Source organism: Aedoeadaptatus ivorii, from assembly GCF_030815095.1.
Taxonomy (GTDB): Bacteria; Bacillota; Clostridia; order Tissierellales; family Peptoniphilaceae; genus Aedoeadaptatus; species Aedoeadaptatus ivorii.
Genome location: NZ_JAUSWF010000002.1, coordinates 54,198 through 76,022, shown reverse-complemented (window position 1 = coordinate 76,022; position 21,825 = coordinate 54,198). Strand labels below are relative to the sequence as shown.

Sequence of the window (21,825 nt, the reverse complement as noted above, 5' to 3'; positions counted from 1 at the left end):
CGATGCTTATTTTATGCCTCCGGTTCCTCGATGGGCTCGAGATTTCGAATCTTCGCCTGATCGATCTTTCGCATAAAGAAAATCGCGATTCCCATGGTAAAGAGTTCCGCCGCCGGATAGGCGAACCACACATTGGCGAGCACGCCGGTTCGACTCAGCACAAAGACCAAAGGAATGATCAATACCAACTGGCGGATCAAGTTGACGATCATGCTGAGTATGCCGTTTCCTAAGGATTGGAATACGGCGGAGCTGATAATGCTGATGCCCGCAAAGATAAAGGAAAACGAAATAATCCGAAATGCCGTGACCCCGATCTCCAAGAGCTGTGGCGAGGGATCGAAAAAGCCAATCAGCTGCGGCGAGAAGAACTGGAATGCCAAAAATCCCAAGACCATAATCACCGTAGCCGCCTTATAGGCGATCCGTATTATCTCGTAGATCCGCGTGCGATACCCCGCGCCGTAATTGTAGGCGATCACGGGGATCATCCCGTTGTTTAGGCCGAAGATGGGCATAAACACGAAACTCTGTACCTTAAAATACACCCCGTAGGCGACGATGGCGGTGGAGCCGAAGACCGCGAGCATCGCGTTGATCAAAAACATCGAGAAGGAATTCACCGACATCATAATGGCGCTGGGAATCCCCACGGCGAGGATGCTCTTAATGATATCTGCGTTTAGGTGAAAGCCCGGGTGCGCAAGTTCCAGCTCGGGGTTCTTTTTTACGTTCAGATAAAAGCCCAACAGGAGCGCGCTGATCTGGCTGCTCACTGTGGCGATGGCCGCCCCGTCGACGCCCATGGGCGAAAAGGGCCCGAGACCGAAGATGAGAATCGGGTCGAGGACCATATTGAGCACGGCGCCGAAAATCTGCGTATACATACTCAATACCGCCCGGCCCGTGGACTGCAAAAGCCGTTCCATATAGATCTGCCCGAACAGGCCGAAGCTGAACAAAAAGCAGATCCGCAGATAGCTCACCCCGTCGGCGTAGATCCCGGGATCGGCGGTCTGCATGCCGATCAATGAAGGCGCCACGGCGACGCCTCCCACCGCAAACAGCGCCGATGTCACGAGCATCAAAAAGGCGCCGGTCTGGGCGGTAAGATTCGCCTTTTTGACATTTCGCTCGCCCAAAGAGCGGGAAAGCAAGGCGTTCATCCCCACGCCGATCCCGATGGAAAGGGCATTGATCAACAGCTGCAGGGGAAAGGCCATCGAAACCGCCGCCAAGGCGTCCTCGCCGATGCGGGAGACCCAGACGCTGTCGACGATATTGTAAAGCGCCTGCACCAACATAGAAAGGGCGATCGGAAGCGACATCTGTATGAGGAGCCGGGGGATCGGCTCGTAACCCATTTTATTTTCTTTCATACACACCTTTCTTTCTTTTCGTTTCTTACGTTTCGATTCTTAGACAATAAAAAAGGGCGCATGGCCCCTTTTTTCGGTCTAAAGAGTATAGCATATTTTTACCCCGAAGGCAACTACTCTACGCCCTTGAGCGTCTCCACCATATCGATCTTCTGCAGTTTTCGGTGGAAGTAGAACATCAGCACCACGGAAATCGCCAGGGTGATGGCGACGGGAATCAAATAGTTCGCCGCGCCCAGCGCGGGGTCGAGCATGGCGCCGTCGGGCACGACGAGCGAGATCACCAGGGCGTGGAGGTATTTTCCCACCACACAGCCGACGAGGATGCCCACGGCGGTCAGCACCCCGGTCTCCCGGTAGATATAGGCGGTGACCTCTTCGGGATAAAAGCCCAATACCCGGATCGTCGAGATCTCCCGTCGTCGCTCCTGAATATTGATGCTCGTAAGCGTCGAGAGCACCACCACCGCGAGGGTGGAAGAGGCCACGAGGATGACCAACACGATAAAGCCGATATTGTCGGTCACCTGCTCGACGATATGCCGAATCCCCGACGTATCCAACAGCGCCGTCACCGAATCGTAGTCCCGGTAGCGGGCGATGTCCTTGCCCGCCGTATACACCAGATCCGTATTTGCCTTGTAGTCCGCGGCAAATACCCGCTCGTAGGTCGTGCGGTTCATATACATATAGTGGCCCGCGTAGCCTTCGGTGATGGCGGCGACGGGGATGTCGTGGAATTTGTCGTCCTCGTCTTTTACGCGGATCGAATCGCCGAGGGAAAGCTTCATGATCTTCGCGAGTTTTTCGGTGATGACCGCCCCGTCTGTCAAATCGACGGCCGCTTTGGTCTTGGGATCGCGGAGCACGACGACGTCTTCGAGCGCCGCTTCCGTTTCGGGCACGATCAAATTCACCGGTTGCGTAAGCCCCTCTGAATACGGAACGCGGAGGCGTACCAGCCGGCCCGTGGCGCGTCGCAGAATGTCCGGATCCTTTGCGATCTCTTGCCGATATGCGTCGTGATCCTCGGGCGAAAGCAGGGGCTCGTACAATAGGATGTGGTCGAAACGGGTAATCTCGCCAAACTGCTTATCCACCAGGCCGTCGACGGAGGTGCGGATGCCGAAGCCCAGCACCAATAGCGCCATACAGCCCATGACGCCGATCACGGTCATGGCCATGCGCTTTTTGTCGCGGAAGAGATTGCGCGAGGTGACCTTTTGCAAAAAGGTCATGCGCGCCCACAGCGGTCGAATGCGCTCGAGGAAGATCCGCGTGCCCTTTGCCGGCTGCTTGGGCAAAAGCAGCGTGGCGGTGCGCTCGGTAAGGCTGCCCCGCACGCTCAAAAAGGCGATCAGTCCCGTGGCGAGGATGCCCGCCGCGATCGCGAGGACGATGTGTAGGGGATAGAGCCCCATCGACAGGCCGAAGAAGGCACCGCCGCTGAAGTAGGCGTCGGCGATCACACGGCTTAAGAAGAAGTTCCCCGCCAGCGCCCCAGGTATGCCGCCCAACAGCGCCGCCAAGGATCCGAATTTAACGTATTTTGCGGCGATGTCCATATTGCCGTAGCCCAACGCCTTATAGGTGCCGATCTGAATGCGCTGCTCCTCGACCATGCGATTGGTCACCGTCGATGCGAGCAAGAGGGCGATGGCAAACAGAAACACGGGAAAGATCCCCGCGAGCAGATCGATCCGCTTGGCGTAGTCGAGGAAGGTATAGACCTTCGTCTCTTCGTTGGCCGGCGTAATCGTATAGGTGGGCTTGCGCAGGACCGTCAATAGTTCCTCGGCCCGGTCCAAATCCTCCGCGCCTTCTTTCAGTTCTCGCAAGGCTTCGGGCTCTCTCTCGGCGTATTCCTTGCGCGCCGCCTCCAGATCCGCACGGCCCTGCCAGAGCTCTTTCGCCGCGGCGTCGAGCTCCGCGGCGCCCGTCCTGCGCTTCTCTTCCAGTTCCGATGCGCCGGCGGCGTATTCCGCTTCGCCCCGCCCCAACGCCTCTTTGACGAGGATCAGCTGTGCCTTGCCCGCGCGGATCTCTTCTTCCCGCGATGCGAGCGCCGCCTTGTTGCGCGCGAGTTCCGCTTCTGCGGCTTCGATCTCTTGAAGCGCGCCCTCTCCCTGGGTGCGCTTTGTCTCGAGTTCGCGCTTTTTCTCTTCGAGGAGGCGGGCTTTTTCTTCGAGTTCGGCCTTGGCGCGTGCCAGCTCGTCTTTTTGCGCGGCGAGTTCGCGCTCGTAGGCGGCGTTTTTTTCCCGCGCCGCTTTCGAAATCTCCCGCCGCTTTCGTTCCGCGGCCTTCTGTGCGGCGATCTTCTCTTCGAGGGTGCGGATGCGCGCCTCATCTTTTACAAGCTGTTTTTGGGCCGCCGCATAGGCCGATTCCGCCGCTTCGGCGTCTTTTTTCGCCTGTGCATATTCCGGTGCACGCGGGTGGTTCTTCGCCGCATCCCGCTCGTCGGCGAGGGCGTCGCGCTTCTTCACAAGGGCCGCCCGTTCCCCTTCCAGAGCCCGAAGTTTTTCTTCGATCTCTTCTCCTTCTGCGGGTGTAGCCTCCCGTAGGCGGGCGATATCCGCATCGGCTTGCGCGATCTGTTTTTCGAGGGCGGCGATGTGCCCCGCCGCCGCTTCGGCATCCGCTATCCCGATCTCCTCGGCGAGGGCGTCGCGCATTTGGCGACGGCGATCCCGCTCCGCCTCGAGCGCACGAAGATTCGATTCCGCGGCAGGAAGGGCGTCGGCAATCTCTTTGCTCTCGCGCTGAAACGCGGCGACTTCGGCTTCGGTATAGGGAAGCGGCGGCATCGGATCCGCCGGCGCGGGCGATGTTTCCAGTTTCTTTCGCGCTTCGGCGAGGAGCGCCTCCTCTTCTTTGAGCGCACGAAAGGCGTCCTCGATCCCCGAAAGCCCCGCTATGGCCGTACCTCGCGAGTCGGCGAGTTCCGCCGCGGCGGCTTCCCAGCGACTCTTGCCGTCGAGGAGCGCCCGTTCGCCCACGCTTAAGCGATCCTCTTGAAAGAGAATGCTCTTTCGCGCCTGCCGCAGGGAATCGAGCGATGCCGCGAGGGTCTTTTCCCCTTCGGCAATGCCCTCCGCGTACGCGCGCCGGCCGTCTTCGAGTTCTTTTTCTCCGTGGGCGACTTGCGCCGCAGCGTCTTGTATCTCTTTCTTTCCGTCTTCGAGCTCGCGATAGCCCTCGTCGATTTCGTCTCTGCCTTGGGCGATGTCTGCGCGCTTTTCATCGAGCTCTGCCGACAGCCGCGCCTCGGGTCGATCGCGAAAGATCTCTTCGAATCCCTTGCGGTGGGAGGCGTTTTTCTCGCTATATTCCGCACTGCCTACGGCGACGCCTTCGAGGTCCTTAAACTGAAAATGCGCGTCGGTAATGGTGGGATCGCGAAAATCAAGGGGCGGAATATAGGCAAAGCCGTCGATCTTATCGCCCTTTTGCGTGGTGCCCTTTTCCGACTCGTCGAGATACTCCGCGCTCGTCGCAAAACCCGTCACCGTAAAATCGTAGCGATTCAGTACGGGCGGCGCATCGGGATCCAGCGGGTCTTCTTCCCGCACAAAGTGCAGCTTCTCGCCGATCGCGTAGGTATCCTTCAAGCTTCGGTCCAACAAAATCTCCCCGGGCGAGATCGGCGCCTTGCCCTCTACAATCACCGGTCGGGTGATGCGCCGCGGCATACTGGATACGTCTAATGTCTTTCTGCCGTCGGTCTGCAAAAAGGCGCGGTGAAAGTATTCCGAATCCCGCACGCCCGTCAAGGCGTCGATCCGCTTTAAGTCTTCGTCTTCGAGTCCCGCTTTGACCGACAGCTTGAGGTCGTAGGCATTGCTCGCCTTTAGGGTGTCCGAAACGGTGCGCCGCATAATCGGCCCCGTTACGGTGAGCCCCACCAGCACGAATACGCCGATGGCGATCAGAGAAAACAGGGACAAAAACCGCAGTTTGCCGCCGGCGATCTCTCGCCAAAAATCTTTTTGTCTCGGTTTCATACTACCACTCGATTTCTTCTATCGGCGTCGGGTCTTCGTTGGTACGGACCCCCCGCACCCGGGCATCGGCGATCTCTACCACTCGATCCGCCGCCTTTGCGATGGCGCTGTTATGGGTGATGACCACCAGGGTGTGGTTTTCCCTGCGGCAGCTCTCCTCCAAAAGCAGCAGCACCTTCTTTCCCGTGTTGTAGTCCAATGCGCCGGTGGGCTCGTCGCAGAGGAGTAAATTCGGGTTTTTCCCCAGCGCCCGGGCAATGGCGACCCGCTGCTGTTCGCCGCCGGAAAGCTGCGACGGGAAATTGTTCATGCGGTGAGAAAGCCCCACCTTTTCCAGCACCTCGCGGGCATCCAGGGCGTCGTCTACAATGGCGTTGGCGAGCTCTACATTCTCCAGCGCCGTCAGATTGGGGATCAAGTTGTAAAACTGAAACACAAAACCCACTTCGTTTCTGCGGTAGCAGGTGCGCTCCCGGTCGGAATACTGCGCGATGTCCTTTCCGTCGACCAGCACCTGTCCACTGTCGTTGGTATCCATTCCCCCGAGGATATTTAAGATCGTGGACTTCCCCGCCCCCGACGGACCGAGGATCACGACAAACTCGCCCTTTTCGATCGAAAAGGAGATTTTTTCGTTTGCGACCGTGGCCGCCGGCCCCGATCCGTACACCTTGCTCGATTCGATAAATTCCACATATGCCATGTCATTCCTCCTCTTGCGGCTCTTTAGGCTATTTTATCACATTCCGCACCGGCGGCGCGCTCTTCCGCAAAAGTCCGCCTTGGGGTACAATACAAAAAAGGAGGCAATATGAAACATCGATTTACCCTTTCGGAAGAAGATTACTTTCGCTACCAGTGGTTTATGTTCTTAAACAACCCTGCCGCCAAGCGCACCATGCGCATTCAGCAGTTTTTGCCCATGGCGGTCTTTGTGGCGGTGGCGATCTTCTACCTCTTTACGGAAAAATCCATAAAAGACCTGCTCCCCTTGGCAGGCGTCCTCGTACTTTGGCCCTTTGTCTATGTGTTCTTTTTTAAGCGCAGCATGCGAAAAAAACTCAAATCGCTGATCGCCCGCATGAAAGACGATCTTCCCTTGGGCGAACATACCGTAACCATCGAAGACGGCGCCCTCGCAGACGGCGATGTGCGCTTCTCCTTCGACGAGATCCGCGGCATTTGCGAGGCGGATCGCCATTACTATATTTTTTACGGCGACCACCCCGCCGCCTATCTGCTGCCCAAAGAGGCGGCGGATGCACAGCTTGCGGCCCTCGCGGAACAAAAAAAGACCGATACGCCGCCATTTGTGTAACAAAAAAAAGGATGCAACCCATCACGGCTGCATCCTTTTTTTGTTGTCAATCTTCCAATACATATACGGTGACATTGCGGCGGCCGAAGCGATTCGCCTCGCCGCGGGTGTTGTAAAACAGGTCGATCCGATTGCCCTTGATCGCCCCGCCGGTGTCTTCCGCCACGGCAAAACCGTAGGTGGGAAAGCCGTCGGCGCTCTCGATATAGAGCTTGGTGCCCAAGGGAATGACGCGGGGGTCGACCGCCACGGCGCCTACGCGCGCTCTCGTGCCGGATGCGGTCATGCTGCCGGCGCTGGGGTCGTAGGCGGTGCCCTTCATGGTAATCTTACGGCTGTACTTCTTGCCGTGGATGGTGTTTTCGGGAACCTTGGTGCCCACTTCGACGATGCGATCTTGCTTTTCGGTCTTTACTGTAGAACCGATGACGATCCGGCTCGCTTCTTCGCCGTTTACGGTGCTTACCACGCGCGTCTCTTCGATCACGCCGGTGACGCCTTCTTGTACCACCTTTTCGGTGCCCTGCTCCAACTCGGGGTTTTCGCGGGTGATGGTTTCAAAGGGAATCTCGATCGTTTCGGTCACGGTCTTTTCCGCCGCGCGGTTGATGCGGAGCACTTCGCCGTCTTCGACGGTGCTGTCCAGAGGCGGGGTCACGCTGTCTCCTTCTTTCAATTCGATGGAGAGTTCGCGCAAAATGTCTTCCACGCGGTTGGAGGACACGGAGCGGACGTATTCTTCGGTGCCGTCTGCGATGGTGATCTCATATCCTCTCTTCAGCTCTACGCTGTCGCCTTCTTTCAAAGCGGTTTTGGAAGCGGGGAACGAAACGATGCCGCCGGTGGGGACGATGTCATTTTCTTGTAAGAATTCGCCGACGGTCGCGGCTTCGGTATTGTATTGTTTGGGCGCATCGCCGGCGGTCTTTACGGTTACGGTCTTTGCCTCGGCAAGACCTGCGGGCAACAAAAGGCTGAGCGCCAATGCGGAAGCTACGATGGACTTCTTCATCACGTTAAAACTCCTTTGTCATACTTCTATGGACTTTACGGTATAAATATTACAATTTGTAACTTTTTCTTCGATTCACGTGGGGTATCGTACCAAATCCATAGAACCATTACAACGGATTTTTCGCAATGTAATTCTTTTGTAATTATCCGGACACAAAAAAATCCCCGCCTCTGCGGGGATGTCCGATGGCCTATAAGCCCTTGCGCAACAACCGCGCCACGCCGTACATGATTTTTGCCGTCATGCCCCAGACGATCTGTTCTTTTTCCCGCGCCTCCTTATAAAAGTAGATGCGGTCCTGTACGTTTCGAAAGGGCGCCACCGTGGTTTTGGGAATGAGCTCGTAGGGAAAGCCCTCGTCTTTGTCCTTTTTGAATTCGATGATATGCGCTTCCGGTTCCTGTTCGAGAAAAATCTTTAAGGGCACCGAAAATACATAGGCGACCTCCATCGGCTCGGGCTCGATCTCGTCGATCACCACGTCGTGGAGGATGCCGATAAAGCAGTGGACGGCCTTGCCCGTGCGCAGCACCAAATAATCTGCCTCGCCCAGAATCTCTATCTGCTCCTCGCGAATGCGAAGCTCCTCTACGGTCTCGCGGATGGCGGCTTCCTTAGGCGTCTCGCCCGCTTCGATCTTTCCGCCCGGCAGACTGACCTCGCCGGTGTGGTTTTTCAGCAAAATAGAGCGCTTTTCGAAGATGACGTGTGCCTCCCCGTCCACCTCCGCCAAAGCGACGAGCACCGCAAAGCGGTGGTCCAGATCCAAGGGACCCGGCTCGTGATGATCGAGTATATCTTGAATTTTTTCCTTATCCAATCGCCACCCTCTTTCCGCGAAACAACAGGTGCAGCACCCGCTCGAGCACGGTCTCCACCCGGGGGCTTATGCCCTCTTTCTCTTCCATCTCCCGAATCAACCCGTCGGCATGGTAAATGCGGTCGGGATCGAAATGCAGCTGCTGTGCCCGCGCTTCGATAAGCGCAAGATACAGCTGCTTATAGCTATACGCCTCGGGAAGCGCAAGCGACCGGGCGAGTTGGGGCCAGAGCGTCTCTACGATGCCCCGCTCCAAACTCCCTTTCTCCGCCACCAAATAGCGAAAGTCCTCCTTTCGGAAGAAAAATAGCTCCGATAGCCGCTGCATCGCCTCCGCTTCGTCGATGGGAAAAAAGGTATAATCCAAACCGTCGTAGCCGCCCAGTATCCGCTTGGCGTGGCGATATCCCGTACGCATGCGATCGGGCGCCAAAATCGGGTCAAAGTGCATGGTATCCGCCACCGGCCGGTCCGGCCCGATCACCGTCGCCCCTTCGGGGAAGCGGTCCTCCGCCTTGGGAGGATTGGTGCGTAGGATGATCGGATCCAGTCCCCGGGCGAGGACCATCTCGTAGGGGAGGTTATTGCCGATCCCGCCGTCTACATACAGATTGCCGTCGATCTTTATGGGACTGAACACGGGATAGCAGCAGCTGGCGAGGATGTATTTCCCCAGCTGCCCCCGGGGAATGTCGTCGAGGTACAAAAACTTGGTCTTGCCCTCGGTCAGGCTGTAGACCACCAATCCGTAATCGACTTCTGCGGCGCGGATCGTATCTTCGTCGATATGGCGGTGAATCAGCTCTCGAAGGGGCCGAATGTCCATGCGCGAGGCGGCGCGGGCGGTGCGGGCGAGCTGGATCGGATCGTATATATTTCCCCGCCACACTGCCAAGGATTCCATCAGATCCCGACTTTCGTCAAAGGTACTCATAGACCACACCTTCACCAGCACGTCGGTATTTCCCTGAACGACAAAGGCGCCATTTAAGGCGCCCATAGACGTGCCTACCACGAGGCGTATGTCTTTGTTCTCTTCCTGCAAAGCCATATAGCTTCCCAGTTGGTAACTGCCCTTGGCGCCGCCTCCTTCGAGTACGAGGCCGTATGGCATCAGACAGCCTCTAGATCTGCCGTACAGTGGGGGCACTTCGTCGCGTCGATGTGTACTTCTTCTTTACAGAAGGGGCACACTTTCGTAGCCGCGGGTTCGTCTTCCTTCTTGGAGAAGCGTCCCTTGATCTTGGTGATTTGTTTTAAGATCATAAAAATGACGAAGGCGATGATCAGAAAATCGATGATATTTTGAATAAAATTCCCGTATGCCAAAAGGGGTGCGCCGGATTCTGCCGCCGCTACCGGATCCGAATAGCTCTTTCCGTCCAGTGCTACGTACATCTTCGTCAGATCGACGCCGCCCAATGCGAGGCCGATCAACGGCATCAGAATGTCGTTTACCAGCGATGCGACGATCTTTCCGAAGGCACCGCCGATGATGACACCGACGGCCATGTCGACGACATTGCCTTGGGCGATAAACTCTTTAAATTCGTTTAAGGTATTTTTCATCCTCTCTCCTTTCATCCTCCCGTGGTATACTTAGCCAAAGGAGGTTTTGTTTTGAGAAAATCTTGGGATACTTACTTTATGGAAATTACGGAGATGGTCGCAAGCCGTTCTACCTGCGATCGCGCCTTCGTCGGTTGCGTGCTGGTCAACCGCGACCACCGCATTGTCTCCACGGGCTACAACGGTTCCGTTGCGGGAAACCCCCATTGCGACGAGATCGGACATACCATGCGCGACGGCCACTGTATCGCCACGATCCACGCCGAGATGAACGCATTGCTATACTGCGCCAAAGAGGGAATTTCCACGAAGGGAACTATTTGTTATGTTACCCATTTTCCCTGTCTAAACTGCACAAAAGCGTTGATTCAGGCGGGGATCGACGAAATCGTCTACCGCCATGCCTATCGCGTCGACGAATACGCCGTGCACCTGCTTACAAAAAACGGCATCCCCATGCGTCAGTTGCCCTAAAACTCCGCCGCCTTGGCGAGGGCATCGGCGCGTTCGTTTTCTTCGACGCCCGTATGGGCCGCCACTTTGACGAAGCGCACGGACAACGCGTCTTTTACGGAATCGTAGAATGTCTTGTATTCTGCGGTTCCTTTTTTGTTGCGCTTCCATTCCCCCTTCGCCCAGTGCTCGATCCCGGCATAGTCGTAGTGGAGGATCAGCCGGTCATATCCTAAGGCGATCGCCTCTTCCATCGCCTTGCGCGCGCCCAGTATCTCGCCGGCGACATTGCGCATCTCCGCCATCTCTCCGGAAAAACGGCGGCTGTATTCGCGCCGCATCTCGCCGTCTAAGAGCACCACGCCGTAGCTATAACTCTTGTCCGCATGGCGATAGGAGCCGTCTACATAGGCGATCAGGCCGTCGTCTTGTGTCGGCGCATCCGCGGGCGAAAGAAAGGCCTCCGCCTCGGCGCGCGTGGCAAAGGACTTATACACCGCGCCCTTTACCCCGTGCACCTGCGCCTTGCAGCTGTCCCAGTCTTCGTAAATGCCCGGCGTCTTGCCCTTGCGAACGGCATAAAACTTCTTTTTCATCGCCGTCTCTCCCACAGGCCGTAGGCAGCGCGCAGACTGATGTCTTCCTCGGTCGCCAGAGCGCGCAGATCCTCGTATTCGGGGCTCGCCTTTTTTCGATCGCCGTAGCGGGCGGTCTTGGTCCGCACCGCCCGCGTGCCGATCGTACCGCTTTCGACGGTGCGGGCGAGTTCGATCTTTTCTAGCGGAATATCCTTAATCCCCAAAGTGGTGGTATGCGTAAATAGGATTTCCTTCAGCGCTTCGGCATCGGCGCGCGCCCCCAATACGTCGATCCGCTGGCCCGGCCGATTCTTCTTCATATAGATGGGCGTAAAGGTCACGTCCTTTGCACCGGCTTCGAACAGTTTCTCCATGCAAAAGCCCAGTTCCTCGCCGGTCATATCGTCGATATTGCAGCTGTACCAGATCGGCGCCTCCGCTTCCTCTGTTTCCAAAAGAAGCACCCGGAGCACATTGGCCCAGGCGCCGTCCTTGGTGCCTGCGCCATACGCGCTCTTTAGAATCCGCCCTTCGGGCATGGGCCGATATTGCGCGCCGATCCCCTTTAAGATCGCAGCCCCCGTCGGCGTGGTCAGTTCCGTCTCTACGGGCATGCCGCCCAAAGGCGCGTTCAAATCGGCGAGGATCTTCGCCGTGGCGGGCGCGGGCAGTGGGTAGTTGCCGTGGGCGCAATGCACCGTGCCGAAGCCGGCGTTGATCTTTCCCACGTAGATCTCTTCCACATCCCATGCAAAGGTAAAATACGCCGCCCCCAACACGTCGACGATGGCGTCGGTTTCGCCCACTTCGTGGAAGTGCACATCGGCAAGGCATTTGCCGTGAATCGCCGCCTCCGCCCGCGCGAGGGGCATATAGATCGCCTTGGCGAGGATCTTGACCTCGTCGTCAAAGGCGCTTTTGTCGATACAGTCCATCACATCGGCGAGCGTCCGGTGGCCGCCGTGGGTATGATTGTGCGTATGCCCGTGTTCGTGTTCGTGATGGTGCGCGTGCTCGTGTTCATGTTCGTGGGCCCGGAGCTTCTCTTCTTCGCCTTTGAGATTGAAATAGGTGGCGCGAATGCCCTTCCGGTCGACCTTTTTCAGGAGAATGTCCTCCGCGGTGACCCCGAGGGGCGCAATTCCCTCTAAAAACGGGCCGATCTCCGCCCCCATATCCAACAGGGCGCCGATATACATATTGCCGCTGATCCCGCTAAAGGGATCGATATACAGCGCTCTCATCGCCGCTCCAATACGGCGGTGCCGGAACCGGAGCGAAAGCCCAACACATCTAAAGCGGTGTATAAAATCCCCAGATCCCGAAAATAGGCGGCGACGTCGCAGCTATGGCGCGTCAAAAACTTCTCGAAGTCCTCTTCGGGAATCTCTACCCGCCCCACCACGCCGTGAAGGCGCAGTCGGCAGGTCAAATAGCCCAACTCGTGCAGATACGCCTCGCCTTTTTCTACCTTTTCGAGGTCTTCCTCGCGAATCGGGGTGCCGTAGGGAATGCGCGTGGCGAGACACGCCTGCGAAGGCTTATTCCACGTCGGCAAATCATAGACCGACTTCGACAATTTTCGGATATCCGCCTTCGAAAGGCCCGCTTCCCGGAAGGGACTGCGTATATCGAGTTCCGAAAGCGCCTCGACCCCCGGGCGGTATTCCCCGAGATCGTCCGTATTTGTACCGTCTAAGATCACCGAGATCCCCTTCTTCTCGGCATACGCCCGCAACTGTGCAAAAATGGCGCGTTTGCAGAAATAGCAGCGACGCTCGTCGTTTCTCAAAATCTCCTCTTTGTCGGCGATATCGACCTCGAGCACCTTCACCGTCCAGCCGCGCATCTGCGCAAGCACATAGGCGTCAAAGCGCTCCCGCTTGGGATGCAGCGCCGTCTCCACATAGATGCCGAGCACATTCTCCGCGCCCAATGCGTCTACGCAGGCGGCCATCAAAAAGGACGAGTCCACCCCGCCGGAATAGGCGACGGCGACGCGCTCTTCGTTTTTCAGGATTTCCTGTAATCGTTCAAATCCGTCCATAAGTCTTCCTTCTCTTTTTTATCCTAGAAAAAAAGGCCCTTGCGGGCGCTTTTTTTACTCTTTTCCGAGGCAGGCCTGTACGGCGGTAATCAATGCCAATTGGTAGGTTTCTTCTTTGTTGCAGCCACGGCTCAAGTCGTTAACCGGCATATTGAGACCTTGCAGGATCGGGCCGATGGCCGTAAATCCGCCGAGTCTTTGGGCGATCTTGTAGCCGATATTTCCGCATTCCAAGTTCGGGAAGATAAAGGCATTGGCTTGGCCGGCAACTTCGGAGCCCGGCGCCTTCTTCTTGGCGACTTCGGGGTCGATGGCGGCGTCAAATTGCAGCTCGCCGTCTACATTGATTTCGGGATGGCTTTCGTTGACCAAATAGGTCGCAACTTCTACCTTCTTTACGCTGTCGCCCTTGGCGGAACCCTTCGTGGAGAAGGACAGCATGGCGAGTTTGGGATCGAAGCCGAATTGTTTTGCGGTTTCGTGGGTGGAAACGGCGACTTCCGCCAAAGTGGGCGCGTCCATTTCCGTGTTGATGGCACAGTCAGCCATAAGGTATCTTTCGTCTCCGCGCAGGAGGATAAACAGACCCGATACACGGCTTACGCCTTTTTTGGTCTTAATGATTTGCAGCGCCGGCAAAATGGTTTGGCCCGTGGTGTGAACGGCACCGGAAACCATACCGTCGGCATAGCCCGCATACACCATCATCGTACCCAGGTAGTTGGGGTCGTGCAATTGTGCGCGCGCACGGGTCTCGTCGATCTTGCCCTTGCGTCGTTCTACGAACTTTTCGACGAGTTCGTCGATGTGTTCATATTGACCGATTTCTACGATTTCCAGACCCGAAATGTCGATGCCTTCGCGCTCTGCGGTGGCTTCGATCTCGTTCTTAAAGCCCAATACGATGGGGTGGATCAGACCTTCTTTTTGGTGCTCTGCAGCGGCCCAAAGAATTCTGGGATCTTGCCCTTCCGGGAAGACGACTCGGATATCGCGACATTTGAGGCGGTCGCGCAGATCTTGCATAAAATCCATTTTACATTCCTTTCTGACATTACTGACTATACCTTTTTTCCGTACATTGGCCTGATCGCATAGGCGATCACAGTCATAGATAAATATACCACATGAACCACGGAGTGACAAAATCGGTATTTTCTTGACAATCTATTTTTCAGAAAAAATCGCACAAAAAAATCCGCAGCTACAACTGCGGATTTTTGGTCGGAGTGAAAGGATTTGAACCTTCGACCTCATGCTCCCGAAGCATGCGCGCTACCAAACTGCGCTACACCCCGTAATAGAATCGATGCCCGACAGAGGTTTCCCTTGGTCGGGGTGACAGGATTTGAACCTGCGACCCCATGGTCCCAAACCATGTGCGCTACCAAACTGCGCTACACCCCGTCGTTACCTTATCCATTATACAGGCTTCATATGATTTTTACAAGAACTTTTTATGATTATCAGCAAACTCCTATTGTTTTTCGAAAGAAGAATTTTCACTCTAGCGATTACTCTAACATATGCATCGCTACGAATTCAAATTTATTTTCGATGATTGATCCATAATAAAAGGCCGCCGAAAATCGGCGACCTTTTATTATGGTGAGCTCATTTATTTTTAGGATCGTAAATATCGTCAAATAACTCTTCCTCTGCACTAGTCTTTTTAAGGCCATCTTTAAAATAATTGAAATCTCTTTCAAAAAAAGGAACATTGTACCCCGTATCCTTAACCACAGGAAATTCATCGGTGGCTTCGGCAATCTCTGTTTTCCGCTCGTTGTTTTCTACGGCGGTAACAGTCATCCCTACACCTTCTACTAGACCTTCAAATTTATTATACACAATGCCCATGGCCAAACCATCGCCGTGTTCTCCGCCAATCCCGCTCATTCTCGCGCCCTTACACAACATAGTAAGATTCATATCATTGTATACATATGGCGTCGCGGTGGCTTCACTGCATATCGCCTGATTTCCCATCATCTTCAAATTCTTGCAGACACCAAAAGAATAGGTATAACCCTGTACTAATCGCATAATTTGACGATTGTTTCCGATGATAATAATAACATCGGGTTGTTGATCAAATTTTTCTAATGGACTGATCCGAATACCATGAATATGATGATCACATCGCGTTATCGCATTGCTGACCTCTCGAGAGATGGCCATATCTTTATAAAGACCTCTAGGATAAAAAAACCTGCCAGATGTATAGTATTCATCGACACCTACTATTCCCAAAGAACGTGCAGCGCCAAAACAGCCAAAGTTATCAAAGTCGGCCTTGATGCTCTCCCCTCTCGAAGCGCGGTAAACCATTTTGCAATAAGTGGACTTATTTTCCATTCTCTCCACATTAGCTGCTTCAAATTCTCTTTCAGTAAACAGAAATTTTATACCGACTATCTTTGCCTCAAGGTTCAGAATGTCTTGCAGTAATTTCGCTCTGTCTTGTAGATATGTTGCATCAAACATATTTATACCCAGTTATTCCGCTTTGTTCTTTGCAAAGAACGCATCTGCATCTTCTAGAAGAAAAGCCGTGCCTTCCAATTCTTCCATAAGTTTTTTCTTGTTTTCCTCTGTATGCCCGACTTCTACGGCCTTCTTGACCCATCCTTTATACTGATCATCCGCATTCACGATTAAACCGTCTTTTTGCAAATCTTCCTGATTCGGTAATGCCAAGAAGGACATCGGATCTCCGCCTGCTTCTTTGATCAGGATGGCAGAAGTTACTACACCGTCTACATCTTTCATATTCTTTGCAATCATGGTGAGATCCATTTGCATAAATTCCAGATTTTTATCGTTTTTCGTAATGTCTAAGGTTGTATAAACATTACCGCTTCCCGGCTTTTCACTCAAGTCGATCAATCCGGAGTTTTGGAGCAACTTCAAGGCATTATTAACATTGGTCGGGTCATTAGCAATGGCGATTTTCGCCCCATCGGGGAACTCTTCCGTCGACTTATATTTTTCCGAATACAATCCCGAAAAGTGGGAATACAACTTGTCGACCATTACGAGATTTGTGTTGTTCTCTTTATTATAGGTGGCCAGCCATTTGTCGCCGTTTCCGATAATGCCGTCGAGTTCTTTAGCGTTCAATGCCTCAGCAGGCATATTATTTCCGTCGAACAGCACAATCTCCACATCATATTCATCAGCTAGAGAGTCCTTCAATATGTTCGGCAATTGTGTCGTGGAGGGAAAGGTTCCAATCTTAATCGCTTCCTTACCTCCTTTTCCCTTCGCTGCTTGATCACCAGAACAGGCGACAAGTCCCACGGCAAACGTTAAACATAGAGTCGCTGCCAATATTTTCTTTACAACTGATTTCATAAAATCCTCCTTTGATCATCGAATCGATAGTTTGTATAAGATGTTTCCGAACTTTTGAATGACGACAATAATCAGGATAATACAGCTTACACTTAAGTAAAGCACCTCGTTGTTATAACTGTAGAATCCCTGATTCAATGCGACGGCCCCCAGACCGCCAGCACCCACTGCGCCAGCCATAGCGGTAGCGCCTACACAACTTATAGTCGCAAGCGTCAGCCCATTGATAATTCCCGGCACGCTCTCTTTTAATACTACATAGAAAAATATTTGTAGCTTGCTCGCGCCATAGGATATCGCCGCTTCGATAACTTCCGGTTGTACCGCAAGAAACTCATTTTCCAACAATTTGGCAACCAATGGAATCCCGCCGATACTCATCGGAATAATCGCGGCATAAATGCCGACAATGCTACCGTTTATCAATCTTGTCAGTGGAGCAAGAATAACGACTAGTAGAATGAACGGTAGACTTCGTATTGTATTAACGAAAAACGACAACACTCCATAGACTCTACGATCGGGTTCTAATCCACTTGGATGCGTAATCATCATTGCCATTCCGGCCAATCCCCCGAGCACGATAGAAATGCACATGGTGATTGCGATCATTTTCAAAGTATCGCCGAAGGCAGGAAGTATCATCTCGAAAAAATATCTGGATAACATTGCACACCTCTCGGTTATGAAAATTCCACAGAGTCCAATTCGCAGACGGGTAAAGGCGGACTGACTGAGCCATCTTTAACAACTGTAAATGAATCACATACTGCTCTAATTACATCCATTTGGTGCGAAACAATCACTATGGTAATGCCCAAAGAGCGATTCAGTTCCACTAGCAAACGCAAAATTGATGCCTCATTGGCGGGATCCAATGCTGAAGTAGGCTCGTCACACAACAAAATCGAGGACTGTAATGCCAACGCTCTAGCAATAGCCACACGTTGTTTCTGGCCCCCAGATAGCTGTCCGGGAAAAAAGTCTCCCTTGTCTTTTAAATTTACGAGTTCGAGAAGGTGCTCTACCCTATGATCAATCTCTGATTTCTCATATCTCCAGACCCTAAGGGGCAGGGCGATATTCTCGGATACAGTCAGACGCCGCATCAACGAGAAACCCTGAAATACCATGCCAATGTCTTTTCGCAACCTCTGAATCTCATTTTCTTTCAGTTCGCATACATTGACATCATCAATCCAAATTTCCCCAGAATCAATATCCTCTAATCCATTTATACACCGCAGGAGCGTTGATTTTCCGGATCCACTGTTTCCAATCAAACCAAAAAAATCCCCCGAAGGCACCTTTAGGTTAACATCTTCAAGGATAATACTGGCGTTATATGATTTTTTTAAATTTTTGATCTCGATCAAAGATATACCTACCTATGTAAGAATGAATAAAAGACAGTAAACAGCCGACTTTTATTCTATCACGCGGTTAAACATAGTCAAATTTGTTCTTTCTATATGAGATAATCTAGTATAGGCTCTGACAATGATCATATCGCAGTAGTTCTTTTCTAACAAAAAAACGGGTCTACAAGTCATCAACTTAAAAGGAACTTCATTATTTCTTGGTCCTTCCCAACTCAAAAGTTATAGGTACATAAGAGCCCGAAAAGTAGAAAAGATTCCTTTATGAGATGAACTTGCAAACCCTGCGTTTGCAATACTTATAGCTATGTGCATAAAGTATTATTTAAATGGCGGACCCGATTGGATTCGAACCAACGATCTTTGCCTTCGGAGGGCAACATTCTATCCAGCTGAACTACGGGTCCATATTTTTCTATTTTAACAACATAGAAAAATAATGTCAAGAAGCCTTTTCGATGGCGATAAAGATCTCGGTCATCATGTCCCGGTAGCGCAGGATGGGGTTGGGTTTTTTGATGTCTTCTTTGACGAAAAGGTCGGTGCGGGCGATTTCTTTGCCGCCGCGTATGAAGCGCATGCGCCCGACGGGGGCCTCTTTTTTGTGGGGAATGTCGATGTCGTAGTAGTCGATCATGCGCTTGATTTCGTCGTTTGCGACGAGGCGCGTAATTTCGTCTTTGGCGTAGACGGGGCTTCTACGGGGCGAGGCGTTTTCGAGGACGAGTTCCGCCACTTCTTCCCCTTTGTAGGAGAGGACGCGGAGATGATGGCGCTCCATGGCGTCTTCTGAGAGTCGGCGGGCGGCGACGTAGCGATCCATATCGTTTCGAGCGCCCATGCAGACGGCGATAAAGCGGTTTTCGAGATTTCTGCCCATGGCTTTTTCGACGCCGGTGGCGATAAAGCAGCGCCCGGCGATGCCGGTGTATCCTGTCTTTAAGCCGTCGATGCCGTCGACGATACCCAAAATGGGATTGGTGTTATAAGCCCGAAACTCCCGATCGGGCTCCTCGAGTTTCACACGCCGGGTCGCGTCCAGTATGGTCGGATATTTTTTTAAGAGTTCGCGGCTCAGCTGAAACATCTCCCGGGCGGTGGCGCGATTGTAGTCATTTTTTTCGTAATCGGTCAGGCCATGGCAGTTGATAAAGTGGGCGTGGGTAAGGCACAGTTCCTTCGCCTTTTGATTCATACGGGAAACAAAGGCCTCTTCGCTCCCCGCGACGTGTTTGGAGAGCGCGACCATGGCGTCGTTTCCCGAAACGATCATGCCGGCGTGGATCAGCTCTTCAACGGTATAGACCTCCCCCGCCTTCATTTTATATGTAGAGCCGTGCATAGAGGCGACTGCATCGTCGATGGTGACGGGGTCTTTGAGGGAAATCTCGCCCCGATCCGCCGCATCCATTGCGACGAAGACGGTCATCAATTTGGTGGTGGAAGCGAGCCCCACGGGTTGATCCGCGTTGTGCTGGGTATAGACGGTGCCGGTGCGATAGTCGCCGGTGATATAGCTGTTGAGCAGCGCTTCCGTCGGCTTGGCGTTGGCGACGTCATACGCCTTTTTTTCGGTCGCGGTCATGGGGACGGCGCCGAGTTTTTCGATATGAATGTGCTCGTCCTGATCCCTGGGCTCCGCCAAGACGGCGGCCGGATCCGGCAGTTGCGCTTCGGGTTGTACCGGCGCCGGTGCCGCCGCCGAAAGAATAAGCGCCGAGAGGAGGATCAGCGCCGCTCTTGTCTGTATTTTCAAGTCGTTCTCCTTATTGTTCTCCCACGATAATATCTACAATGCGCCCGGCGGCGTGCCCATCTCCGTAGGGGTTGATGGCGCGCGCCATCTTGTCGTATTCCCCTTTTTCTTCCAATAGGGTTTTAACGGCGCGATAGACGTCTTCTTCTTCGGTGCCCACGAGTTTGGCGGTACCCGACTCGACCCCTTCCCACCGTTCGGTCTCTTCGCGCACCACCAGTACGGGCACGCCGAAGTGGGGCGCTTCCTCTTGAATGCCACCGCTGTCGGTGACGACCAAATGCGCCCGCATCATCAGATTCGAGAAGGGCAAATACTCCATGGGCTCGATGCGGTGCACCCGCGCAAGATCGCCGAAGATTTCCTCGGCGACTTCCCGCACTTTGGGGTTTAGGTGTACGGGAAAGACCACTTCCACGTCGTCGTTTTCCTCGACGATGCGGCGAATGGCGCTAAATATGCGCACCATTGGGGTACCCAGGTTTTCTCTGCGGTGGCAGGTCAAGAGGATGACCCGCTTCTCTTCGAAGTCGATGTCGTTCAGTTCCGCCTCGTCGAAGACGAAGTCCTCGCGCTCGGCATAGGCCAGGGCGTCGATTACGGTGTTGCCGGTGATAAAAATATTTTCCTCTTTATAGCCTTCGGCGAGAAGGTTTTTGCGATTCGCCTCGGTGGGCGCAAAGTGGTAGTTTGCCAGGACGCCGGTGAGCTTTCGGTTCGCCTCTTCGGGATAGGGGGAATACAGATTGTGGCTCCGGAGCCCTGCCTCTACGTGTCCGACCTCCACCCCGTGGTAAAAGGCGGAAAGCGCCGCGGCAAAGACCGTCGAGGTGTCCCCTTGCACCAGGAGCACATCGGGGCGGAGTTCTTCGAATACGGTCTCCAGACCCCGCAGGGAACGCACGGCTATATCGGTAAGGCTTTGGCCCGGCGTAAAGATGTCCAGGTCGAAGTCCGGCTCGATGCCGAAGATGGCGAGCACCTGATCCAACATCTCCCGATGCTGGCCGGTGACGGCGACGTAGGATTCCACGTCTTTTCTCTTCTTCAGTTCCAATACCACCGGCGCCATCTTGATGGCCTCCGGACGCGTTCCGAATACGGACAGTACTTTCAATTTTCTTCCCCTCTCTCATGTAACAGTCCCAAAAACAGGGCGAGGATGCCCACCAGGGCGATAATGATGATGGCGGTAATCAGGCCGTTTTTCTCGTGCATATTGCTTACGAGATTGCCGACAATGCCGAACAGGATGCTGATGCCGTATAGACTCCCCACGGTCTGCTTTTGATTGAGTCCCCGATTGAGCAATCGGTGGTGCAAATGGCCCCTGTCGGCTTCGGCGATGCTCTTGCCCGAAAGTTTTCTGCGGATCATGGCAAAGGTCGTGTCGAATACGGGCACGCCCAGGATCAATACGGGAATAAAGATCGTAATTAATGCGATGGATTTCATCACGCCCTGTATGCTCAAATAGCTCAGGGTAAAGCCCAAAAACAGCGCCCCGGTATCGCCCATAAAGATCTTGGCGGGGTTGAAGTTATAGGGCAAAAAGCCCAGGCAGGACCCCGCGAGGATCGCCGCGAGTACCGCCATCTCTTTTTGGTCGAAGCGGTAGGCGACAAACATCAGGCTGATGGATGCGATGCCGCTAATGCCGCAGGCGAGCCCGTCCAATCCGTCGATCAGATTGATGGTATTGGTGATCCCCACGACCCAAAATACGGTGATGGGAATCGCGAGGAAATCCAGATTGATCAGCAGATCTTCCCCGTAAAAGGGATTGGTAAAGAACTCGATCCGCACGCCGCCTAGCACCAGGATCAAGCCCGCCAGAATCTGAAACAAAAACTTCGCCTTGGGGCTCATATCGAATTTGTCGTCGTAAAGCCCCGTAAAGGCGACCACGGCGGCGCCGATCAGATACGCGATATTGGCGCGATCCAGCGGCAAAAACAAGAGCACGCCCGCCACTACGGCAAAAAAGATCGCCAGTCCCCCGCTTACGGGGATGGGCATTTTGTGTACGCGCCGTTCGTCTTTGGGGATGTCGTAGAGGCCGACTTTCATGGCCCATTTGCGCACGACGGGGGTCAGGATCAAACTCGCCGCCACGCAGACGATAAATGACAGTTGAATTGCTTGCATAA

At 53.9% G+C, this 21,825-nt stretch carries 20 protein-coding genes and 3 tRNA genes; 2 read left to right on the top strand and 21 right to left on the bottom strand.

From position 1 onward, the window contains the following. Positions 1-11 precede the first annotated feature (11 nt). From QO008_RS02135 to QO008_RS02125, 3 genes are all read right to left on the bottom strand, one after another. Positions 12-1,379, bottom strand: coding sequence for an MATE family efflux transporter (locus QO008_RS02135; RefSeq protein ID WP_307383935.1), 1,368 nt, complete (start codon positions 1,377-1,379; stop codon positions 12-14). Positions 1,380-1,492: 113 nt separating this feature from the next. Then, entirely contained in the window at positions 1,493-5,383 is a 3,891-nt protein-coding gene (locus QO008_RS02130) for an FtsX-like permease family protein (RefSeq protein ID WP_307383933.1), read from the bottom strand. A gap of 1 nt (position 5,384) precedes the next feature. Beyond that, positions 5,385-6,086 carry an ABC transporter ATP-binding protein gene (locus tag QO008_RS02125; RefSeq protein ID WP_307383931.1) on the bottom strand — a complete coding sequence of 234 codons (702 nt, stop codon included), beginning with the start codon at positions 6,084-6,086 and terminating at the stop codon, positions 5,385-5,387. 108 nt (positions 6,087-6,194) lie between these two features. Here QO008_RS02125 and QO008_RS02120 point away from each other — a divergent pair, with 108 nt between their 5' ends. Continuing rightward, a complete protein-coding gene (locus tag QO008_RS02120) occupies positions 6,195-6,701 on the top strand; it encodes a hypothetical protein (protein ID WP_126464799.1) in 507 nt (168 codons plus the stop codon). A gap of 46 nt (positions 6,702-6,747) precedes the next feature. Here QO008_RS02120 and QO008_RS02115 read toward each other — a convergent pair whose 3' ends face one another. The 4 genes from QO008_RS02115 to mscL all read right to left on the bottom strand — a co-directional run bounded on the left by QO008_RS02115 (position 6,748) and on the right by mscL (position 10,105). Then, positions 6,748-7,713: a 3D domain-containing protein gene (locus QO008_RS02115; RefSeq protein ID WP_126464798.1), complete on the bottom strand. Its 966-nt coding sequence runs from the start codon at positions 7,711-7,713 to the stop codon at positions 6,748-6,750. Positions 7,714-7,906: 193 nt separating this feature from the next. Continuing rightward, positions 7,907-8,536 carry an NUDIX hydrolase gene (locus QO008_RS02110; protein ID WP_307383927.1) on the bottom strand — a complete coding sequence of 210 codons (630 nt, stop codon included), beginning with the start codon at positions 8,534-8,536 and terminating at the stop codon, positions 7,907-7,909. Beyond that, complete coding sequence (locus QO008_RS02105; RefSeq protein WP_307383926.1) at positions 8,529-9,650, bottom strand: patatin-like phospholipase family protein; 1,122 nt, start codon at positions 9,648-9,650, stop codon at positions 8,529-8,531. Before QO008_RS02105 ends, QO008_RS02110 begins: the two co-directional genes overlap by 8 nt. Continuing rightward, positions 9,650-10,105: a large conductance mechanosensitive channel protein MscL gene (mscL, locus tag QO008_RS02100; protein ID WP_126464795.1), complete on the bottom strand. Its 456-nt coding sequence runs from the start codon at positions 10,103-10,105 to the stop codon at positions 9,650-9,652. Before mscL ends, QO008_RS02105 begins: the two co-directional genes overlap by 1 nt. A gap of 51 nt (positions 10,106-10,156) precedes the next feature. On the opposite strand from mscL, the gene QO008_RS02095 reads away from it, so the two are divergent. After that, a complete protein-coding gene (locus QO008_RS02095) occupies positions 10,157-10,579 on the top strand; it encodes a deoxycytidylate deaminase (protein WP_307383921.1) in 423 nt (140 codons plus the stop codon). Here the strand turns inward: QO008_RS02095 and QO008_RS02090 are convergent. The 14 genes from QO008_RS02090 to QO008_RS02025 all read right to left on the bottom strand — a co-directional run bounded on the left by QO008_RS02090 (position 10,576) and on the right by QO008_RS02025 (position 21,823). After that, positions 10,576-11,154, bottom strand: coding sequence for a ribonuclease H1 domain-containing protein (locus QO008_RS02090; RefSeq protein WP_126464793.1), 579 nt, complete (start codon positions 11,152-11,154; stop codon positions 10,576-10,578). The genes QO008_RS02095 and QO008_RS02090 overlap by 4 nt on opposite strands. Beyond that, complete coding sequence (gene larC, locus QO008_RS02085) at positions 11,151-12,380, bottom strand: nickel pincer cofactor biosynthesis protein LarC (RefSeq protein ID WP_307383918.1); 1,230 nt, start codon at positions 12,378-12,380, stop codon at positions 11,151-11,153. Before larC ends, QO008_RS02090 begins: the two co-directional genes overlap by 4 nt. Further along, on the bottom strand, positions 12,377-13,183 hold the full coding sequence (gene larE / locus QO008_RS02080) for an ATP-dependent sacrificial sulfur transferase LarE (protein WP_307383916.1): 807 nt from the start codon (positions 13,181-13,183) through the stop codon (positions 12,377-12,379). The genes larC and larE overlap by 4 nt, the downstream gene beginning before the upstream one ends. 54 nt (positions 13,184-13,237) lie before the next feature. Continuing rightward, entirely contained in the window at positions 13,238-14,218 is a 981-nt protein-coding gene (gene pta, locus QO008_RS02075) for a phosphate acetyltransferase (RefSeq protein ID WP_126464790.1), read from the bottom strand. Between the two features lie 186 nt (positions 14,219-14,404). Continuing rightward, positions 14,405-14,481 (bottom strand) — tRNA-Pro (locus tag QO008_RS02070). Between the two features lie 32 nt (positions 14,482-14,513). After that, positions 14,514-14,590 (bottom strand) — tRNA-Pro (locus QO008_RS02065). Between the two features lie 207 nt (positions 14,591-14,797). After that, positions 14,798-15,670, bottom strand: coding sequence for a DUF169 domain-containing protein (locus QO008_RS02060; protein ID WP_307383913.1), 873 nt, complete (start codon positions 15,668-15,670; stop codon positions 14,798-14,800). Positions 15,671-15,682: 12 nt separating this feature from the next. Continuing rightward, positions 15,683-16,540 (bottom strand): MetQ/NlpA family ABC transporter substrate-binding protein, encoded by an 858-nt coding sequence (locus QO008_RS02055; RefSeq protein WP_307383909.1) that lies wholly within the window; start codon positions 16,538-16,540, stop codon positions 15,683-15,685. Between the two features lie 15 nt (positions 16,541-16,555). After that, complete coding sequence (locus QO008_RS02050) at positions 16,556-17,209, bottom strand: methionine ABC transporter permease (protein WP_126464787.1); 654 nt, start codon at positions 17,207-17,209, stop codon at positions 16,556-16,558. Positions 17,210-17,223: 14 nt separating this feature from the next. Then, the gene (locus QO008_RS02045; RefSeq protein ID WP_164715175.1) at positions 17,224-17,916 is read right to left on the bottom strand and encodes a methionine ABC transporter ATP-binding protein; all 693 of its coding nucleotides are present in this window, start codon (positions 17,914-17,916) and stop codon (positions 17,224-17,226) included. Between the two features lie 333 nt (positions 17,917-18,249). After that, positions 18,250-18,326, bottom strand: a tRNA-Arg gene (locus tag QO008_RS02040). Positions 18,327-18,361: 35 nt separating this feature from the next. Then, entirely contained in the window at positions 18,362-19,675 is a 1,314-nt protein-coding gene (locus QO008_RS02035; RefSeq protein WP_307383903.1) for a D-alanyl-D-alanine carboxypeptidase family protein, read from the bottom strand. 10 nt (positions 19,676-19,685) lie between these two features. Continuing rightward, the gene (gene wecB / locus QO008_RS02030; protein WP_126464784.1) at positions 19,686-20,792 is read right to left on the bottom strand and encodes a non-hydrolyzing UDP-N-acetylglucosamine 2-epimerase; all 1,107 of its coding nucleotides are present in this window, start codon (positions 20,790-20,792) and stop codon (positions 19,686-19,688) included. Continuing rightward, positions 20,789-21,823 (bottom strand): MraY family glycosyltransferase, encoded by a 1,035-nt coding sequence (locus QO008_RS02025; RefSeq protein WP_126464783.1) that lies wholly within the window; start codon positions 21,821-21,823, stop codon positions 20,789-20,791. The genes wecB and QO008_RS02025 overlap by 4 nt, the downstream gene beginning before the upstream one ends. Between the last annotated feature and the right edge of the window lie 2 nt (positions 21,824-21,825).

What these genes read in the sequence shown, in the direction of transcription:
- QO008_RS02135 (WP_307383935.1), bottom strand. Translation starts at nt 1,379, where the DNA reads ATGAAAGAAAATAAAATGGGTTACGAGCCGATCCCCCGGCTCCTCATA.
- QO008_RS02130 (WP_307383933.1), bottom strand. Translation starts at nt 5,383, where the DNA reads ATGAAACCGAGACAAAAAGATTTTTGGCGAGAGATCGCCGGCGGCAAA.
- QO008_RS02125 (WP_307383931.1), bottom strand. Translation starts at nt 6,086, where the DNA reads ATGGCATATGTGGAATTTATCGAATCGAGCAAGGTGTACGGATCGGGG.
- QO008_RS02120 (WP_126464799.1), top strand. Translation starts at nt 6,195, where the DNA reads ATGAAACATCGATTTACCCTTTCGGAAGAAGATTACTTTCGCTACCAG.
- QO008_RS02115 (WP_126464798.1), bottom strand. Translation starts at nt 7,713, where the DNA reads ATGAAGAAGTCCATCGTAGCTTCCGCATTGGCGCTCAGCCTTTTGTTG.
- QO008_RS02105 (WP_307383926.1), bottom strand. Translation starts at nt 9,650, where the DNA reads ATGCCATACGGCCTCGTACTCGAAGGAGGCGGCGCCAAGGGCAGTTAC.
- mscL (WP_126464795.1), bottom strand. Translation starts at nt 10,105, where the DNA reads ATGAAAAATACCTTAAACGAATTTAAAGAGTTTATCGCCCAAGGCAAT.
- QO008_RS02090 (WP_126464793.1), bottom strand. Translation starts at nt 11,154, where the DNA reads ATGAAAAAGAAGTTTTATGCCGTTCGCAAGGGCAAGACGCCGGGCATT.
- larC (WP_307383918.1), bottom strand. Translation starts at nt 12,380, where the DNA reads ATGAGAGCGCTGTATATCGATCCCTTTAGCGGGATCAGCGGCAATATG.
- larE (WP_307383916.1), bottom strand. Translation starts at nt 13,183, where the DNA reads ATGGACGGATTTGAACGATTACAGGAAATCCTGAAAAACGAAGAGCGC.
- pta (WP_126464790.1), bottom strand. Translation starts at nt 14,218, where the DNA reads ATGGATTTTATGCAAGATCTGCGCGACCGCCTCAAATGTCGCGATATC.
- QO008_RS02060 (WP_307383913.1), bottom strand. Translation starts at nt 15,670, where the DNA reads ATGTTTGATGCAACATATCTACAAGACAGAGCGAAATTACTGCAAGAC.
- QO008_RS02055 (WP_307383909.1), bottom strand. Translation starts at nt 16,540, where the DNA reads ATGAAATCAGTTGTAAAGAAAATATTGGCAGCGACTCTATGTTTAACG.
- QO008_RS02050 (WP_126464787.1), bottom strand. Translation starts at nt 17,209, where the DNA reads ATGTTATCCAGATATTTTTTCGAGATGATACTTCCTGCCTTCGGCGAT.
- QO008_RS02025 (WP_126464783.1), bottom strand. Translation starts at nt 21,823, where the DNA reads ATGCAAGCAATTCAACTGTCATTTATCGTCTGCGTGGCGGCGAGTTTG.